The following is a 17,132-nucleotide window of genomic DNA, read 5'->3' on the forward strand; positions in this document are numbered from 1 at the left end:
GGTCAGGGTGCCGGCAGTGTCACCTCGCCGCCGGCGGTCTCCGCGAGGATCCGCTCGGCAACCTCTTTCATGGTCATCCGGTGGTCCATCGCCGTGCGCTGGATCCACTTGAACGCCTGCGGCTCGGTCATCCCGTACGTGGTCATCAGCGCGCCCTTGGCGCGCTCCACCGACTTACGGATCTCCAGGCGGTCGGTCAGGCTCGCGACCTCCGCCTCCAGGGCCGCGACCTCCGAGTAACGCGACAGCGCGATCTCCACCGCCGGGACCAGGTCGCTCTTCTGGAAAGGCTTCACCAGGTACGCCATCGCGCCCGCCGCCCGCGCCCGCTCCACCAGATCGCGCTGGCTGAACGCGGTCAGGATGATCACCGGGGCGATCCGGGCGCCGGCGATACGCTCGGCGGCGGCCAACCCATCCATGATCGGCATCTTGATGTCGAGGATGACGAGGTCGGGCTTCAGCTCCTCGGCGAGGCGTACGGCAGTCTCGCCGTCACCGGCCTCCCCCACCACCTCGTAACCCTCTTCGACGAGCATCTCGGCGAGGTCCAGCCGGATCAGCGCCTCGTCCTCGGCGATCAGTACGCGCCTACGCTCGGCATCCGTCGGCGTCTCAGCCACCAGCCCTACCCCCACCAGTCATAAGCCGACACCAACCCGACCGGGTGTCGCCGCCCTCAGCGTAGTAGGTAACCTATGGAAGGCCACCAGAGCATTCGGCCAAGCGTCCCCGTATTCCAACCGGCAGAGAAGCGGAGCTCAAACCTCCGACAGTGTGGGTTCGAATCCCACCGGGGGCACCAAAAGTGTCGTACGGCTGTTCCAAAATTGCGCTGTGCACCCACCTGAACTGCGCCTGCAGGCGCGGCAGCAGCACCTTGCCGGCAGCACGGTCGCCGAGGTCGCCCGACGCCTGAGCCTTCCCTATCCAACCGTCCGAGGCTGGTGCAGGAAGCAGGCTGAGCCACGACAGCAGGGCACTGAGTCCCGTTGTTTCCGCTGCCGGCCTGGCGTCGACATTCAGACAGACCCCTCTGCGTACCTATACCTGCTCGGCCTGTACCTGGGCGACGGTCACCTCGTCACGTCCGCCCGCGTCCCGGTGCTGCGCATCGCCTGCAGCGACAGCTGGCCAGGCCTGATCAAGGCATGTGACGCCGCTATGCGGGAAGTGCTCGCCGCGAAGGTGCAGCATGTCCAGCAGGCCGGTTGCGTCAGCGTGCAAAGTTCCGGCAAGCATTGGCCCTGTCTGCTCCCCCAGCATGGCCGTGGCAAGAAGCACGAACGTCCGATCATCTTGGCTGACTGGCAACGCGATCTCGTGACGGCACAACCGGGCGACTTCCTGCGCGGGCTGTTCCACTCCGACGGTTGTCGGTTCGCCAACCGGGTGACAGTGCGCGGCAAGACGTACATCTACCCGCGCTACATGTTCGTCAACGAGTCGGCCGACATCATGCGGCTCTGCCAGTGGAGCCTCGACCTGCTCGGCGTCACCTGGCGGATGAACCGACGCAACTCGCTGTCGGTGGCGCGGCGCGACGCCGTCGCCACGCTGGACCGGCACGTCGGTCCCAAGTCCTGACCGGCACCGCGCACATCACGCCGACCGTGGCAGCCTGGTCGACGCGCCTCCGGACGGCCGGTGGCGGTGGCGGCGACAGGGGTGCGATCTGATGCGGGTGGTTGTGTTCGGTGCGACCGGGATGGTCGGTCAGGGTGTGTTGCGCGAGTGCCTGCTCGCCGATGACGTGCGCGAGGTGCTGACTGTCGGTCGGCGGCCGACTGGTGCGCGGGACCCGAAGCTGCGGGAGCTGACGGTCGCGGACGTGGGCGAGTTGGACGCGGTGCGGGCCGAGTTGACAGGTGTCGACGCGTGTTTCTACTGCCTCGGGGTGTCCTCACTGGGTCTGGACGAGGCCGCGTACACCCGGGTCAGCTACGACTACCCGATGGCGGCGGCACGGTTGTTGGCCGAGGTGAGCCCGCAGGTCACCTTCGTCTACGTCTCGGGGCAGGGGACCGACTCGTCGGGTCAGGGTCGGGTGATGTGGGCGCGGGTCAAGGGGCGTGCCGAGAACGCGATCATGGATCTGCTGCCCAACGGTTACGCGGCGCGGCCGGGGTTCATCCAGCCGACGTACGGGGCGGTGTCGAAGACGCGGTGGTACCGGCTCGGGTATGCGGTCACCCGCCCGCTGTTTCCGGTGCTGCGTCGGTTGCTGCCCAACCAGGTCACCACCACCGACGGAATCGGTCGGGCGATGTTGCGGGTGGCTCGGCAGGGTTCGCCGGTTCGGGTGTTGGGCAACCGCGAGCTGCGCTGACGGTCAGGCGATCGTGTCGAGGGCCTGGGCCAGGTCGGCGCGCAGGTCTTCGGGGTCTTCGAGGCCAACCGAGAGGCGCAGCAGCGCGGCGGCGGGTTTGGCGTCGCCTTCGACCGGCCGATGGGTGAGTGAGGCGGGGTGCTGGATGAGGGTGTCGACGCCGCCGAGGGACACCGCGTGGGTGATGAGCCGGCAGGCACCGGCGACGGCGGCGGCGGCGGGCGCGCCGCCGCGTACCTCGAAGGCGAGCAGGCTGCCGGGTCCGGACATCTGCCGCCCGACCAGCGCCGCCGGGTCGTCCACCGAGGGGTGGTGCACCCGGTGTACGGCGGGGTGGTCGGCGAGCCAGCCGGCGAGTTTCTCGGCGGTGGCCTGTTGGGCGCGGACCCGCAGCGGCAGGGTTTGCAGGCCGCGGTGCAGCAGGTAGCCGCCGAGGGGGTGCAGGATCGCGCCGGTGACCGCGCGGACCTGGCGTAGGCGCACGGCCCAGGTGTCGTCGCAGGCGACGACGCCGGCGAGGACGTCGCCGTGTCCGCCGATGCTCTTGGTGGCGCTGTGCAGGACGAGGGTGGCGCCGTGCCGGGCGGGTTGTTGCAGGACGGGGGTGGCGACGGTGTTGTCGACAAGCAGTGGGATGTCGCCGGCCGCGGCGGCGAGGGCGGCGATGTCGACCAGGTCGACTGTGGGATTGGCGGGTGTCTCGACGATGACCAGTGCGGTGTCGGGGCGGATGGCGGTGGCGACCTCGTCGGGGCGCGTCCAGGTGACGGTGGTGCCGAGCAGGCCGGTGGCGAGGACGTGGTCGGTGCCGCCGTAGAGGGGTCGGACGGCGACGACGTGGCGGCGGTCGTCGCGGGTGGCGGCGAGCAGGGTGGCGGTGAGGGCGGCCATTCCGCTGGCGAAGGCCACGGCCTGGGTGGTGCCTTCCAGCTCGGCGAGGGCGGTTTCGAACCGGGCGACGGTGGGGTTCCAGAGCCGTTGGTAGATGGCGCCGCCGTCGGCGGGGAGCGTGCCGCCGGTGGCGAGTTGCTCGTACGCGGCGCCGCCGTCGTCGACGGAGGGCAGCGGGTTGGTGGTCGACAGGTCGATGGGTGGTACGTGCACGCCGAGGGTGCGGAGGTCGTCGCGGCCGGCGTGTACGGCCCGGGTGTCCATCGGTGTCATGGTCGGTAGCGTCGAATATCTGCCGAGTGACAAGCAATAGATTGGCATATCATTCTGTGAATCGGGTTGGTTTCCGCGTTGGGTTCGGGCAAGGATGGTGTCATGCCCCTTGAACCGAATGATCTGCGGCCGTATTCGGCGGTGGACGAGGTGGACCGCGCGATCCTGACCGAGTTGGCGGCGGACGGCCGGCTGCCGAACAATGCCCTCGCCGAGCGGGTGGGTGTGGCGCCGTCGACGTGCCTGACGCGTACCCGGGCGCTGCGTGATCGCGGCGCGATCCGTGGTTTTCACGCCGAGGTGGATCCGGCGGCGCTCGGTCTGCCGTTGCAGGCGTTGGTGTCGGTGCGGTTGACCGCGCATGAGCGGGCGGCGGTGGACGGGTTCCGGGCCCGGTCGGTGCGGCTGCCGGGGGTGGTGTCGGTGTTCCACGTGGCCGGCGCGGAGGACTACGTGCTGCATGTGCGGGCGGCGTCCGGTGACGCGTTGCGGGACTTCGTGCTGGACCATCTGGCAGTGGACCCGGTGGTGCAGCACACGCAGACCAGTCTGATCTTCGAGCAGGCGCGCGGGATGGGCTGAGCGGCGGGTGAGGTGGCCGACGAAAACCCGCATGGTGGAACAAAGCCGGTCGGTGGCGGGTTGGCTGACCGTGTGATCACCGTACCGTTGTCTGTTCTTGATCTTGCCCCGGTCGCCAAGGGCACCACCGCTGGCGCGGCGCTGCGGGCCACCACCGAGTTGGCCCGCCGCACCGAGGAGTTGGGCTACCACCGGTTCTGGGTGGCCGAGCACCACAACATGCCGGCGATCGCCAGCTCCGCGCCCGCGGTGCTGCTGGCGCACCTGGCGGCGAACACCTCGACGATCCGGCTGGGCTCGGGTGGGGTGATGCTGCCCAACCACGCGCCGCTGGTGGTGGCCGAGCAGTTCGGCACCCTGGAGGCGCTGCACCCGGGTCGGATCGACCTGGGCATCGGGAGGGCGCCGGGCACCGACCAGGTGACCGCGCTGGCGTTGCGGCGCACCATGGAGGGCCTGTCGGCGGAGGGTTTCCCGCGCGAGCTGACGGACCTGATGAACTACTTCAGCGGGGAGAAGCCGGGGCAGATCATCGCCACGCCGGGTCGCGGTGAGCAGCCGGCCGTGTGGCTGTTGGGCTCCAGCGGTTTCAGCGCCCAGCTCGCCGGTCTGCTCGGTCTGCCGTTCTCCTTCGCGCACCACTTCAGCTCCCAGAACACCCTGCCGGCGTTGGCCCTGTACCGGCAGAACTTCCGGCCGTCGCAGTGGCTGGACAAGCCGTACGCGATGGTGGCGGTCAACGCGGTGTGCGCGGAGACCGACGAGCGGGCCGAGTGGTTGGCCGGGCCGAGCGCCCTGTCGTTCCTGAAGTTGCGCTCCGGGCGGCCGGAGCCGCTGTCCACGCCCGACGAGGCGGCGGCCTATCCGTACTCGGAGATCGAGCGGGAGTTCGTCTTGTCGCGCCGTGACGGCCAGGCGATGGGCTCGCCGGAGACGGTGCGTCGGCAGCTGACCGAGCTGGTGGAGCGCACTGGCGCGGACGAGCTGATGCTGACCACGCTGGTGTACGACGTGCAGGACCGGGTGCGGTCGTACGAATTGATCGCCGAGCAGGTGGCGGGCGGTCTACGCCAGGGCGCGTGAAACACGATCTTCACGTCAGCGTCACCCCGCCGACCCCGACGGTGCCTAATGTTGGTGCCGGTGGTGGTACGGCATTCCCGGTCGGGACGGGTTGGGAATGCCGCGGTGTGGCGCACCGGGCCGGAGCTGAGCGGATTCCGCGGCTGCGGCCCGGTGCCTGCCACCCTAGGCGACCCCGCTCGGGACCGCCAGGGTTTTCATCAACGTAGGTGAATGTCCGGCGTGGGTGGCGTGTTCATTCCGTTGCCGATGAAGAACCCCGGGTGCGGCGGTTGGTTGTAGGCGGTGTTCTGCCACGCGATCGCCACCCGATACTGCGGGTCGTGCATCAGGGTGTAGATGCGGGTGCTGGTCGGGGTGGGTGTGCTGTAGATGCGCAGCGCCCGACTGTCGGTGGTCCGCCAGATCACCTCCTCGCGCCAGTCGCCCAGGATGTCGCCGGAGAGCGCCGGCGTGGACTTGGTGCCGTTGTTGGACGCCACAGCACTGCCGTCGAGCAGCCGGGTCTCGCCACCGGTGCCGTACTTGTCGATCTTCGTGCCGTCGAGCAGTTCCCGCACCGGGTCGCCGTCCCACCAGGCGAGGAAGTTGGCCGAGGACGGCTTGCGTCCCACATTCTGCCCTCTGGTGTTGGCCAGTCCGGCGACCGCTGACGACCACGACTCCGCGCCGGGGCTGCCGGCCCAGATGTCCGCGGAGACGCCCCGGCCGTTGTCGCCGGACGCGGGCGTGGACCAGAGGACCTGACCGGTTCGGGCGTCGGCGAAGTACGAGCTGGGCTTGCTGGCGTCCTCGTCGACCTTGAACACCTCCAGGCCGGCGCGGCCCGGGTCCAGGTCCCCCACGTGCATGGCGTCGCCGTGGCCGTTGCCGGTCGAGTGGAGCAGCCGGCCGTTGTCGTCGATGGTGGCGGCCCCGTACACGATCTCCTGGCGACCGTCGGCGTCGACGTCGGCAACGGAGAGCTGGTGGTTGCCCTGACCCGCTGCGGCGCCGTTACCGGAGGAGTTCGAGTCGAATGTCCAGCGCCTGGTCAGCGTGCCGTTGCGGAAGTCCCAGGCGGCGATCACCGCGCGCGTGTAGTAGCCCCGAGCCATGATCAGCGAGGGGCGCTGCCCATCCAGGTACGCCGTGCCGGCGAGGAACCGGTCCACCCGGTTGCCGTACGAGTCGCCCCAGGACGACACGGTGCCGCGCGGCGGGTCGTAGCTGACGGTGGAGGCGATCGCGCCAGTCTGCCCGTTGAACATGGTCAGGTACTCCGGGCCACTGAGCACGTAGCCGCTGGAGTTGCGGTGGTCCGCCGACGACGAACCGATGAGCTGACCGGTGCCGGAGCGGGTGCCGTCGGCGGTCTTCATGGCCACCTCGGCACGGCCGTCGCCGTCGTAGTCGTACACCTGGAACTGGGTGTAGTGGGCTCCGGCCCGGATGTTGCGGCCCAGGTCGATGCGCCACAACCGGGTGCCGGTGAGCGTGTACGCGTCGACGTAGACGTTGCCGGTGTAGCCCGACTGGGAGTTGTCCTTGGCGTTCGACGGGTCCCACTTGAGCACGATCTCGTAGCTGCCGTCGCCGTTGAGGTCACCCACCGAGGCGTCGTTGGCGCTGTACGAGTAGCTCTCCCCGCTCGGGGTGGTGCCCCCGGCCGGGACCTGCAACGGCACGTCCAGGTAGCCCGCGCCGAACTGCAACGCCGGCGCCGACGCCGCCTGCTCGACGCCGCCCACCACAGCCCGCACCGTGTACGCCGAGCCGGCCGACGCCCCGCTGTCGAGGTAGTTGGTGGCACCGGTGATCGGGGTGGCGTTGACCTTGGTGGCTCCCCGGTAGAGGTTGAACTCCACCCCGGTGGTCTCGGTGCCGAGCAGCCGCCAGGAGACCAGGTTGCCGCTGCCGGAGCGGACGCTGACCAGCCCTCGGTCCAGCTTCTCCATCTGCACCACCCCTGCCGACGGCGGAGGCGTGGTCGGGGGTGGGGTGGTGGGTGGCGGTGTGGTCGGGGGTGGGGTGGTCGATGGCGGTGTGGTCGGCTCGTCGGTGGGTGGGGCTCCGGTGCAGGTGGCGCCGTTGAGCGCGAAGCTGCCCGGCACCGGGTTACTGCCGGTCCACGAACCGTTGAAGCCGAACGACGCGCTGCCGTTCGTGGCGATGGCGGTGTTGTGGTCGACATTGCGCGCGGTCACCTGGGCGCCGGACTGGGTGACGGCGGCGTTCCACGCCTGGGTGACCTGCTGGCCCGCGGCGTACGACCAGGTGACGGCCCACCCGTTGACCGGGTCGCCGAGGTTGGTGACTGTGACGTTGGCGCCGAAGCCGCCCTGCCACTGGTTGGTGATCTGATAGTCGACCCGGCAGCCGACGGCGGCGGCCGAGGCGACGACCGCGCCGAGGGTGCCGGCCACGACGGTGGCCGCCGTCGTGGCGGCGAGCAGGATCAGCCGATGTCTGGACGGGTGCATGCGCTGCCTCCGGGGATCCGGTGATGATCGCCACGACCCACCGGCCCTGCCCGGGAAGCACAGTGGACCAACCCACCGCGATGACGGCGGACGGCGATCTGATCGGGGTGGAACGCCCTGGAACTCACGGATCCGACTCACCGCGCATCGTATGGCAAGCGCTTTCCGAGACGCAACATCGATCAGCGTCGCTCGGTTGCGAGTTCCGCGCCTGCCTCGGTGGCGTCTCGCTCCTGCCTCGGTGGCGTCTCGCCCTTGCCTCGGTGGCGTCTCGCCCTTGCCTCGTTGATGGATGCCTGATCAACTCGTCCGGGTGAGCGTTCACCACATGGACCCTGCCGAGTTCCGTCGCGCCGGCCACGCCGTCGTCGACTGGATCGCCGACTACTGGGCGACAGTGGAGCAACGACCGGTCGCCCCGGCCGACCCCCCGGGCACAGTGGCCGCCGCCCTGCCCAGCGAGCCCCCCACCACCGGCGGCGAACCGGTCGAGGCGATCCTCGCCGACCTTGACTCGATCGTCGTACCGGGGCTTACCCACTGGCAGCACCCGGGCTTCTTCGGCTACTTCCCTGCCAACACCTCCGGCCCGAGCGTGCTCGGCGACCTGGTCAGCTCCGGGCTTGGCGTACAGGGCATGCTCTGGGCCTCCAGCCCGGCCTGCACCGAGCTGGAGACGGTGATGATGGACTGGCTGGCCCACCTGATGGACCTGCCACAGCGGTTCCGCTCCACCGGCGCCGGCGGTGGGGTCATCCAGGACTCGGCGTCCTCGGCGACGCTGGTCGCCACCCTGACCGCACTGCACAGGGCCAGCGGCGGACGCTGGCGGCACACCGGCATCGACCGGCGCTACCGCGCCTACACCTCCATCCACGGGCACTCGTCCATCGAGAAGGCGGTGCGGATCGCCGGGCTGGGCAGCGACGGAACCCGGTCGGTCGAGGTGGACCCGGACACCGAGGCGATGCTGCCAGGCGCGCTGCGGGCCGCCATCGAAGCCGACCTGGCCGCCGGTGACGTGCCGGCCATCGTGGTGGCGACCATCGGCACCACCTCCACCACCGCCATCGACCCGCTGCCGGAAATCGGAGCCATCTGCGCCGAGTACGGGATCTGGCTGCACGTGGACGCCGCGTACGCGGGCGCCGCCGCCGTCTGCCCCGAACTGCGGTGGACGCACGCCGGCCTGGAGTACGCCGACTCCTACTGCTTCGACCCGCACAAGTGGCTGCTCACCGGCTTCGACTGCGACGCGTTCTGGGTGGCCGACCGGGCTGAACTGATCGAGGCGCTGACCGTACTGCCGGAGTTCCTGCGCAACGCGGCCTCCGAATCCGGCGCGGTGATCGACTACCGGGACTGGCAGGTGCCGCTCGGCCGGCGGTTCCGGTCCCTCAAGCTGTGGTTCGTGCTGCGCTGGTACGGCGCCGAAGGCCTGCGGGCGCACATCCGCTCCGGGGTGGCGCTGGCCGAACGCTTCGCCGAGCGGGTCCGCGCCGACGACCGGTTCGAGGTGGTCGCGGCGCACCCGTTCTCACTGGTCTGCTTCCGACTGCGGGCCGACGACGACACCAACGCGGCGTTGCTGGCCTCGGTGAACGCCACCGGACGCGTGCACCTCACGCACACCCGGGTCGCCGGCCGCTACACGCTGCGGCTGGCGGTCGGCTCGCCCCAGACCACCGAAGCGCACACCGACGAAGCCTGGACCCTGCTCTCCGAGACGGCCACCACCCTGCTCACCCCCTGACCCGCCATCGCCCCAAGCGCTCCCCCGCCCGCGCCGCGCTCCCCTGCCCACGCCCCGCACCCGCCCGCGCCCGCGCCCACGCCAAGATCTGCGCAACTTCGCCGATGTTGCTGCCTCCGCAGCGCGAGAGGCAGCAACATCCCTGATGTTGTGCGGATCTTGGGGACGAACACCGTGCCCGACCGACCGGGGCCAGGATTAGGGCGCCCACCGCCGTCAAGGTCACGCTCGATCCTGGATGTAGTGGCCACGACGAGCTGGGATGCCACTACATCCAGGATGTTGCGCGATCTTGGTGACTCAGCCGCGCCAATGACGACGTTCGAGCCGGCATCGGCGGGTGGATGGGCGCAACGCGCGGTTCAGCGTGGGGTGGGCGTACCCGTTGCGGCCAGACCGGCAGGGACCTCGCCGACGGATGCAGCGTCGGAGGCCTCGGCGGGAACACCGACAGCGATGGCGGGAGCGGCAACGGTGGCGGGAGCCGCGGCGGCTTCGGCGCGGGCGCGGCGGGTACGGCGTAGGGCACGGACGGCCAACACCAGGGCGGCCAGCCAGCCGGCGGCCAGCAGGGCGTACAGGGCGGGGCGGGCCGGACCGTCCAGTTCGGCGGAGCGGATCAGGGTGCGGGCGTTGGTCAGCACGATCACGCCGCCGACTGCCGCGCCGAGCAGCTGGGCGGGCACGATTCGCACCAGCCAGGCGGCCAGCGGGGCGGCGATGAGGCCGCCGATGAGCAGTGCGGCGACGGTGGGGAGCAGGAATCCCTCCGAGCCCAGCCCGATCAGGAAGCCGATGCTGGCCGCGCCGGCCACGACGAACTCGGCGGTGTCCACGGAGCCGATCACCTTGCGGGGTTCCATCCGGCCGGAGACCAGCAGCGCGGGGGTGGCCACCGGGCCCCAACCGCCGCCGCCGGTCGCGTCGACGAAGCCGGCGACCAGGCCCAGGGGGCCGAGGAAACGACCGCGGAGCCGTCCGCCCACCCGGTCGGTGCGCAGTGGTCGGGCGAAGCGGATCAGGAGGTACGCGCCGAGCGTGAAGAGGATGCCGGCCATCCACGGTCCGGCGGCCTCGGTGGAGATCGAGCTGAGCACGGTGGCTCCGGCGAAGGCGCCGACAGCGCCGGGTAGGGCGATGCGGGTCACCACCCGCCAGTCGACGTTGCCGAACCGCCAGTGCGCTACCCCGGCGGCGAGCGTGGTGCCGATCTCGGCCAGGTGCACCGAGGCCGAGGCGGCGGCCGGGGCGACCCCGGCGACCAGCAGCAGAGTGGACGAGGTCAAGCCGTATGCCATGCCGAGCGAACCATCGATCAGTTGCGCGACGAGCCCGACCAGAGCGAGGACCAACAGCTTGCGCACGAGCGCCCCCAGACTTTTCGGCATCTCCTATCGACTTGGTCGACAATGCGGGATGGGGCAGCCGGGGTCAAGCCCCCGATCGGTGGATGGGACGCGACCGGACGGTGCGCCTGGTCAGCGACCCGTGGCGCAAGGCCGGCAACCGAGCGGCGGCAGTCCGGGCACCAGGGGCAGGGATCAGGTGACGTGTGGCCGGAGGTGAGCCGGCGCTCAGATCCAGGCGCGCGGGTCGGCGGCCAGCTCGGTGACCCGCGCGGGCAGGTTGCCGGCGGCGACGTCAGCGACGCTGACCAGTTCCAGGATCTCCCGCTCGCTTGCCCGTAGCGCGATCCAGACTTCCTGGAGGGCCTGTGCCGGGCCGTGGTAGCCGAGCTGCTCGGGGCGTTGCCCGCGTACGTGGGCGAGGGGCCCGTCGATCACCCGGATGACCTCGGCGAGGGAGATCTCCTCAGCGGGGCGGGCCAGCCAATAGCCGCCCTCCGGGCCACGCTGGGCGTGCACGATGCCGCCGCGGCGCAGCTGGAGAAGGATGCTCTCCAGGAACTTCGGCGGGATCTCCTGGGCGCGGGCGATCTGGTCGGCCGTCACCGGCCGGCCGCGCCCGGGGCCGCTGGCCGTCGCGGCGAGTTCGGCGGCCGCGCGGAGGGCGTAGTCGACCCGAGCGGAGAGGCGCATGTCGGCAAGGTTAGTCGCTGGTCAACCGGGCGGGCGGGCGACCCTGGGCCGATCGGCCACGCATCGATGGGAAGTAGCGCCGCTGGCACCCGGCCGGGACCGTTGGACGGCCGCCGGTCGGGACTGCTGAAGTCCGTCATGATCCACCGTGCGGTGGCGGCGAAAATGCCGTTCCGGAGCGTCCCTATGCTGGGCGTGAGTACGAATGTCTGGCCGTTTACCCGGCCGCCAGCAACATATTGATAAACACCCGGGTGCGCTCGGGGGGAAGGCAACACGATGACCGATATCGCCACACGCACCTGGGACGGCATGACCATCCCGGTGGCCGGCACCTATCTTCTCGATCAGGCGCACAAGCGGATCGGTTTTCTGTCCCGGCACATGATGGTCAGCCCGGTGCGCGGCGAGTTCGCCGAGGCCACGGCGGAGATCTTCGTGGCGGAGGACCCGCTGCTCTCCTCGGTGACGGCCACCATCATGTCGGCCAGCATCACCACCGGAAGTGTCGACCGGGACACGCATCTGAAGAGTGCCGACTTCCTCGACGTGGAGCGTTTTCCCACGCTCGAATATCGAAGCACCGGCATTAAGTGGCAGGGCAACGAGGACCCTATATTCCAGTGGGCGCGTCTACGCAACCACCGGTTGGGCGGGCGAGGCCGAAGTCACATTGTTCCGCCGCAGTCCGACGGCATTCCCGGACGATTCGTCCTCACCGGTGAGTTGACAGTGAAGGGGATCACCCGGCCCGTCGACCTGGTGGTGAATTTTGGTGGTGCCCGTCAGGATCCGTACGGGCAGAACATCTTCGGATTCAGCGCGACGGCCGAGATGAACCGTGAGGACTACGGTCTGCTCTGGAATGTCGTCCTGGAGAGCGGCGGGGTGCTGGTCGGCAAGACGGTGCAGATCGAGATCGCCGGCGAGGCCATCTACCAGGCCTGAACCACGTCATCCCCGCCAGTTGCCTGGCGGGGACGAGCGACGGGATCGAGCGACAACCACCCAGCGAGGCCGAGCGACAGCCTCAGGCGCCGACGCGGCGCAGCAGACCCTCCTGGACGGCGCTGGCGATCTGCCGGCCGTCCGTGGTGAACATCCGGCCGGTGGCCAGCCCACGCGCCCCGGACGCCGACGGGCTCAGGCAGTCGTAGAGGAACCACTCGTCGGCCCGGAACGGCCGGTGGAACCACAGCGCGTGGTCCAGGCTCGCGCCGACCAACCCGCCCGGCCCCCACACCTCGCCGTGCGCGGAGAGCACCGAGTCCAGCAGGGTGAGGTCCGAGGCGTAGGTGAGCGCGCAGGCGTGCAGCAGGGGGTCGTCGGGCAGCTTGCCGTCGATGCGCATCCAGACGCGCTGGTGCGGGTCGGCGGGCCGGTCGCCGGGGCGGACCCAGCCGGGCTCACCCACGTAGCGCACGTCGATCGGTCGTGGAATCTGGCCCCAGATGCCCAGCCGCTCCGGGTAGCGGGAGAGCCGGTCGGTCATCGTCGGCACGTCCTGCGGCAGGGGTACGTCCAGCGGGGACGTGGCCTGGTGGTCCAGCCCCTCCTCGGCCCGCTGGAACGACGCCGACATGAAGAAGATCGGCTTGCCGTGCTGGAGGGCCACCGCGCGGCGGACCGAGAAGGACCGGCCGTCGCGGATGTTCTCCACCTCGTACGCGATCGGTTCGACCGGGTCGCCGGGGCGGACGAAGTAGCCGTGCAGCGAGTGCACGAACCGCTCCGGGTCGACGGTGCGGCCGGCGGCGACCAGTGCCTGACCGGCGACCTGGCCGCCGTACACCCGTTGTGGGCCGACCTGGGGGCTCATCCCCCGGAAGGTCATCTCGCCGGTCGGGTCGAGGTCCAGCACTTCCAGCAGCTGGTCAACCGCCGCCTGGCCGACCGCGACCCGACCGTCGCTCACTGCAGGGCCCGCGCCGACGCGGCGTCGACCAGCGAGCCGAGCTGGTGTACGCGCAGCGTGTTGGTCGAACCGGGGGTGCCGGGCGGGCTACCCGCCACGATGACCACGTAGTCACCGGGGTTGGCCCGGTCGAGGCCGAGCAGCGCCTGGTCGACCTGGCGGAACATGTCGTCGGTGTGCTGCACGAACGGCATCAGGAAGGTCTCCACACCCCAGGTGAGGGCGAGCTGGTCGCGCACCTCGGGGACCGGCGTGAAGGCCAGCAGCGGCAGGTCGCAGTGCAGGCGGGACAGCCGTCGCACGGTGTCGCCGGTCTGCGAGAACGCGACGAGCGCCTTGGCGTTGATGGCCCGGGCGATCGACGAGGCGGCCACCGTGAGGGCGCCACCGTGGGTACGCGGGTCGTGCTGCAGGCGCGGCACCCCGATGGAACCGGCTTCGGTGGTCGTCACGATCTTGGCCATGGTGCTGACGGTGAGCACCGGGTACTTGCCGACGCTGGTCTCGCCGGAGAGCATGACCGCGTCCGCGCCGTCGAGCACCGCGTTGGCGACGTCGGAGGCCTCCGCGCGGGTGGGGCGGGAGTTCTCGATCATGGAGTCGAGCATCTGGGTGGCCACGATGACCGGCTTGGCGTTCTCCCGGCACAGCTGCACGGCGCGCTTCTGCACCAGCGGGACCTCGTCCAGCGGCATCTCGACACCGAGGTCACCGCGGGCGACCATGACGCCGTCGAAGGCCAGCACGATGGCCTCCAGGTGCTCGACCGCCTCCGGCTTTTCGACCTTGGCGAGCACCGGCCGGAACACGCCTTCCTCGGCCATGATGTTGTGGACGAGCTTGATGTCCTCGGCCGAGCGGACGAAGGACAGCGCGACCAGGTCGACGCCGAGACCGAGGGAGAAACGCAGGTCCTCGGCGTCCTTGTCCGACATGGCGGGCACGCTGACCGCCACGTTGGGCAGCGACACGCCCTTGTTGTTGGAGACCGGGCCGCCCTCGGTGACGAGGCAGCGGATGTCGTTGCCGGTGACGTCGGTGACCTCGACGGCGACCCGACCGTCGTCGATCAGCAGCCGGTCACCGGGCTTCACCTCGTGCGGCAGCTTGGTGTAGGTGCAGGAAACCCGCTCCTTGGTGCCGATGACGTCGTCGCCGGTGATCACGACGGTGTCACCGGTGCGCCACTCGTGCGGGCCGTCGGCGAACTTGCCGAGCCGGATCTTGGGGCCCTGCAGGTCGGCGAGCACGGCGACCGGCTTACCCGTTGCCTCCGACGCCTCCCGGACCAGTCGGTAGACCGCCTCGTGGTCGGCGTGGCTGCCGTGGCTGAAGTTGAGCCTCGCCACGTTCATGCCGGCCTCGACAAGACCCCGGATGCGCTCCGGGGACGAGGTGGCGGGACCCAGAGTGCAGACGATCTTTACGCGGCGTGTCACGCCCATCAGGCTAGTCTCTCCTTCAGGTCGGACTCGGGGCCGACCCCTTGCAGGCAGCGGAACAGTTGTCCAACGACGCGCGGCGCGCGTCGGGCCGGCGGGCGGAACCGCACCGGGAACGTTGTGGCGACGGGCATCAGCGACCGCGCGCCGGGAATCGTACGCCTCCGGCGGCGTGCGCTGTCGGGGTGCTCCCGGCGGCGGCTCATTCCGGGTGCCCCGGAGGCGGCAGGCGGCGGCCCATTCCGGGTACCTCGGGATACCGCGGGCGGCTGCTCATTCGGGGTGCTCCGGGGGTGGCAGGGTGGGCACCGCGTGCAGCAGGTGGCGGGGGTCGTAGCGGCGCTTGGCCCGGCGCAGCCGTGCCCAGTTCGCGCCGTACGCGAGCCGGACCCGGTCGGTCTCCTCCGGGGCGAGCAGGTTGGGGTAACCGCCGGGCAGGGCGTGCGGGGCGAGCGCCGCGGAGGTCCGCTCGGCCCACTCGCGGTGCGGACCGGCGTCATCGCCGGGCGCCCACACCGCGATGATCTCGGCCATCAGGTGATCGGTGCGCAGCCCGAACGCCGTGTCGGCGGATCGGACCCGGGTGGCCGCGCCGTGGAAGTGGTGCACGGCCAGCGCGGAGAACGGCGAGGTGACCTGCCGGGCCGCGTCGACGAGCGTGTCCACAGCACCGTCGGTGAGCGCGGGCAACCACCGGGTCCGCAGCAGGTAGTGGTTGCCGTCGACCATTCCACCGTCGAACATCCGCAGCGCGTCCGCGTACGGCATCGGGCCGATCTGGTCGACCAGCGGGGTGCCCAGCGCGCGGAGCCGGTCCATCCACGGCGCCCCGGCGTCCAGGTCGGAGCCGCTGTAGAACGGGCAGACGAAGATCACCGGCTCGCCGGCCGGGCCGGGCAGGAAGCCGGCCATCACGGTCAGCTCGTCCGGAGCCTCGGCGACCAGCGCGCCATAGCCGCGCAGCACGGCCGGCGCCTCGGAGAGCGCGAACATGATCATCCCGGCCAGCACGCCGGGCAGCCGGTGCGCGCGGAAGCGCAGCTCGGTGACGATGCCGAGGTTGCCACCGCCGCCCCGCAACGCCCAGTACAGCTCGGCGTCGTGCCGGGAGTCGGCGGTGACCCGGCGGCCGTCGGCGAGAACCACCTCCGCGCCGAGCAGGTTGTCCAGGGCCAGACCGAACCGGCCACACAGTGGGCCGTACCCGCCGGCGAGGGTGAGCCCGGCCATCCCCACGGCGCCGACCACGCCGGTGGGGACCACCAGGTCGTACTCGCGGGCGGCGGCGAGCAGCTCGGCCGCCGTGACGCCGCCGCCGATGGTCACAGTGGCCGCGTCCGGGTCGACCCGGACGGCGCGCAGCCCGGTCAGATCGAGCGCCAGAGCGCCGTCGCGCAGCGCCCGGCCGGCCCAGTCGTGGCCTCCGGATCGGACCGAGAGGGGCAGGTGACACCGGGTGGCGATGCGGACCGCCTCGGCCACCTCGTCGGAGTCCTGAACTGCGGCGACCAGCGCGGGCGTGCGCGTCACAGCGCCGTTCCAGAGCCGAGTGGTGACGGCGTAACCGGGATCGCCCGGCTCGTGCAGCCGGTCGCCGAGCAGGGCACGCAGTCGGGCGGAGGCCGACGCGACATCGGGGGTGGCGGCGGAGACCATGGCGACTCCTCGACCGGGGCCGACCCACGACACCGGGTACGCCCCGGCGGCGGCCCGCGCTGGGCGCGACCGTAGCACCGGCAGGCGGTCGAGCGCCGTCACCATCACGACAGCCACCGATGGACCGGCGGCTCAGCTGTCCGCCTTGACCAGCGGGAACTCCAGGGAACCGGCCGGGCAGAGGAAGGTCAGCACCTCCACCCGGTACAGCCCGGCCTGCACCGCCGGGTCGGCCTCCAGCACGCTGCGGACATCCTCGACGCTGCCGGTACGGGCCAGACCGAAGCCGATCGGCGGATCCGGCTCGCGCGCCGGCCCGTCCACCGAGCCGGCGACCAGGACGATGCCGCGTCGCTGCAACGCCTGCATGTGTTCGGCGTGCTCGGCCTGCAACCGTTGCACGGTCTCCGGGGGCAGGGCCCGCCCAGCCGCGCCGGGATAGATCACGATGCACTCGTACGTGTCGAGCGCGAAGTTGACCTGCGGCACTCCCATGGGTGCTCCCTCCGCCGTCACGCCGGAACGCACCGGCTCCGGCCAGCGTCGCACGGACACCCCGGTCGTACCGGGCGCTTCCCGGCAACTCGCTTCGGCGCGCTGACGGCGTGTCCGCGCCCACACTCGGCCGACCGGCGGCATGGCGGGAGGGTTCCGGGGGATGATCCATCGGTGGCGGGTGGGCTCTTCACGCCCGCGCTGTCCAGGCC

General features: G+C 70.8%; 15 protein-coding genes and 1 tRNA gene. 7 read left to right on the plus strand and 9 right to left on the minus strand.

What is annotated here, in order from left to right; translation table 11 throughout:
* Positions 1-2: 2 nt before the first annotated feature.
* Positions 3-623, minus strand: coding sequence for an ANTAR domain-containing response regulator (locus tag ACFYPG_RS27280; RefSeq protein WP_091408093.1), 621 nt, complete (start codon positions 621-623; stop codon positions 3-5).
* 105 nt (positions 624-728) lie between these two features.
* On the opposite strand from ACFYPG_RS27280, the gene ACFYPG_RS27285 reads away from it, so the two are divergent.
* The 3 genes from ACFYPG_RS27285 to ACFYPG_RS27295 all read left to right on the plus strand — a co-directional run bounded on the left by ACFYPG_RS27285 (position 729) and on the right by ACFYPG_RS27295 (position 2,329).
* A tRNA-Leu gene (locus ACFYPG_RS27285) sits at positions 729-805 on the plus strand.
* Between the two features lie 32 nt (positions 806-837).
* Positions 838-1,587, plus strand: a complete 750-nt coding sequence (locus ACFYPG_RS27290; protein WP_355007602.1) for a transcriptional regulator — start codon at positions 838-840, stop codon at positions 1,585-1,587.
* A gap of 91 nt (positions 1,588-1,678) precedes the next feature.
* Positions 1,679-2,329 carry an NAD-dependent epimerase/dehydratase family protein gene (locus ACFYPG_RS27295; RefSeq protein WP_387354299.1) on the plus strand — a complete coding sequence of 217 codons (651 nt, stop codon included), beginning with the start codon at positions 1,679-1,681 and terminating at the stop codon, positions 2,327-2,329.
* A gap of 3 nt (positions 2,330-2,332) precedes the next feature.
* Here ACFYPG_RS27295 and ACFYPG_RS27300 read toward each other — a convergent pair whose 3' ends face one another.
* Complete coding sequence (locus tag ACFYPG_RS27300; RefSeq protein WP_387354412.1) at positions 2,333-3,484, minus strand: trans-sulfuration enzyme family protein; 1,152 nt, start codon at positions 3,482-3,484, stop codon at positions 2,333-2,335.
* A 111-nt stretch (positions 3,485-3,595) separates the two neighbouring features.
* On the opposite strand from ACFYPG_RS27300, the gene ACFYPG_RS27305 reads away from it, so the two are divergent.
* Positions 3,596-4,075, plus strand: coding sequence for an Lrp/AsnC family transcriptional regulator (locus ACFYPG_RS27305; RefSeq protein WP_355007604.1), 480 nt, complete (start codon positions 3,596-3,598; stop codon positions 4,073-4,075).
* Between the two features lie 72 nt (positions 4,076-4,147).
* Positions 4,148-5,158, plus strand: a complete 1,011-nt coding sequence (locus tag ACFYPG_RS27310; protein ID WP_387354300.1) for an LLM class flavin-dependent oxidoreductase — start codon at positions 4,148-4,150, stop codon at positions 5,156-5,158.
* 200 nt (positions 5,159-5,358) lie between these two features.
* On the opposite strand, the gene ACFYPG_RS27315 is transcribed toward ACFYPG_RS27310, so the two are convergent.
* Positions 5,359-7,620, minus strand: coding sequence for a cellulose binding domain-containing protein (locus ACFYPG_RS27315; protein WP_387354301.1), 2,262 nt, complete (start codon positions 7,618-7,620; stop codon positions 5,359-5,361).
* A gap of 292 nt (positions 7,621-7,912) precedes the next feature.
* Here ACFYPG_RS27315 and ACFYPG_RS27320 point away from each other — a divergent pair, with 292 nt between their 5' ends.
* Positions 7,913-9,373 (plus strand): pyridoxal-dependent decarboxylase, encoded by a 1,461-nt coding sequence (locus tag ACFYPG_RS27320; RefSeq protein ID WP_387354302.1) that lies wholly within the window; start codon positions 7,913-7,915, stop codon positions 9,371-9,373.
* A 362-nt stretch (positions 9,374-9,735) separates the two neighbouring features.
* On the opposite strand, the gene ACFYPG_RS27325 is transcribed toward ACFYPG_RS27320, so the two are convergent.
* Positions 9,736-10,737 (minus strand): sulfite exporter TauE/SafE family protein, encoded by a 1,002-nt coding sequence (locus ACFYPG_RS27325; protein ID WP_387354413.1) that lies wholly within the window; start codon positions 10,735-10,737, stop codon positions 9,736-9,738.
* Positions 10,738-10,947: 210 nt separating this feature from the next.
* Positions 10,948-11,412, minus strand: a complete 465-nt coding sequence (locus ACFYPG_RS27330; RefSeq protein ID WP_355007608.1) for an Rrf2 family transcriptional regulator — start codon at positions 11,410-11,412, stop codon at positions 10,948-10,950.
* A 279-nt stretch (positions 11,413-11,691) separates the two neighbouring features.
* Between ACFYPG_RS27330 and ACFYPG_RS27335 the strand changes: the two genes are divergently transcribed.
* A complete protein-coding gene (locus tag ACFYPG_RS27335; protein ID WP_355007609.1) occupies positions 11,692-12,360 on the plus strand; it encodes a YceI family protein in 669 nt (222 codons plus the stop codon).
* 82 nt (positions 12,361-12,442) lie between these two features.
* Here ACFYPG_RS27335 and ACFYPG_RS27340 read toward each other — a convergent pair whose 3' ends face one another.
* The 4 genes from ACFYPG_RS27340 to ACFYPG_RS27355 all read right to left on the minus strand — a co-directional run bounded on the left by ACFYPG_RS27340 (position 12,443) and on the right by ACFYPG_RS27355 (position 16,920).
* Entirely contained in the window at positions 12,443-13,327 is an 885-nt protein-coding gene (locus ACFYPG_RS27340) for an acyl-CoA thioesterase II (RefSeq protein WP_355007610.1), read from the minus strand.
* Positions 13,324-14,772, minus strand: a complete 1,449-nt coding sequence (gene pyk, locus ACFYPG_RS27345) for a pyruvate kinase (protein WP_355007611.1) — start codon at positions 14,770-14,772, stop codon at positions 13,324-13,326. Before pyk ends, ACFYPG_RS27340 begins: the two co-directional genes overlap by 4 nt.
* A gap of 270 nt (positions 14,773-15,042) precedes the next feature.
* Positions 15,043-16,542 carry an FAD-binding oxidoreductase gene (locus ACFYPG_RS27350; RefSeq protein WP_387354303.1) on the minus strand — a complete coding sequence of 500 codons (1,500 nt, stop codon included), beginning with the start codon at positions 16,540-16,542 and terminating at the stop codon, positions 15,043-15,045.
* Positions 16,543-16,557: 15 nt separating this feature from the next.
* The gene (locus tag ACFYPG_RS27355) at positions 16,558-16,920 is read right to left on the minus strand and encodes a YciI family protein (protein ID WP_355007613.1); all 363 of its coding nucleotides are present in this window, start codon (positions 16,918-16,920) and stop codon (positions 16,558-16,560) included.
* Positions 16,921-17,132 lie beyond the last annotated feature (212 nt).

Source organism: Micromonospora sp. NPDC005553, assembly GCF_042871765.1.
Classification (GTDB): Bacteria; Actinomycetota; Actinomycetes; order Mycobacteriales; family Micromonosporaceae; genus Micromonospora.

Excerpts from the sequence above, each read along its gene's own strand:
- ACFYPG_RS27305 (WP_355007604.1), top strand. The coding sequence starts at position 3,596 with ATGCCCCTTGAACCGAATGATCTGCGGCCGTATTCGGCGGTGGACGAG.
- ACFYPG_RS27300 (WP_387354412.1), bottom strand. The coding sequence starts at position 3,484 with ATGGACACCCGGGCCGTACACGCCGGCCGCGACGACCTCCGCACCCTC.
- ACFYPG_RS27330 (WP_355007608.1), bottom strand. The coding sequence starts at position 11,412 with ATGCGCCTCTCCGCTCGGGTCGACTACGCCCTCCGCGCGGCCGCCGAA.
- ACFYPG_RS27315 (WP_387354301.1), bottom strand. The coding sequence starts at position 7,620 with ATGCACCCGTCCAGACATCGGCTGATCCTGCTCGCCGCCACGACGGCG.
- pyk (WP_355007611.1), bottom strand. The coding sequence starts at position 14,772 with ATGGGCGTGACACGCCGCGTAAAGATCGTCTGCACTCTGGGTCCCGCC.
- ACFYPG_RS27335 (WP_355007609.1), top strand. The coding sequence starts at position 11,692 with ATGACCGATATCGCCACACGCACCTGGGACGGCATGACCATCCCGGTG.
- ACFYPG_RS27320 (WP_387354302.1), top strand. The coding sequence starts at position 7,913 with ATGCCTGATCAACTCGTCCGGGTGAGCGTTCACCACATGGACCCTGCC.
- ACFYPG_RS27355 (WP_355007613.1), bottom strand. The coding sequence starts at position 16,920 with ATGGGAGTGCCGCAGGTCAACTTCGCGCTCGACACGTACGAGTGCATC.
- ACFYPG_RS27295 (WP_387354299.1), top strand. The coding sequence starts at position 1,679 with ATGCGGGTGGTTGTGTTCGGTGCGACCGGGATGGTCGGTCAGGGTGTG.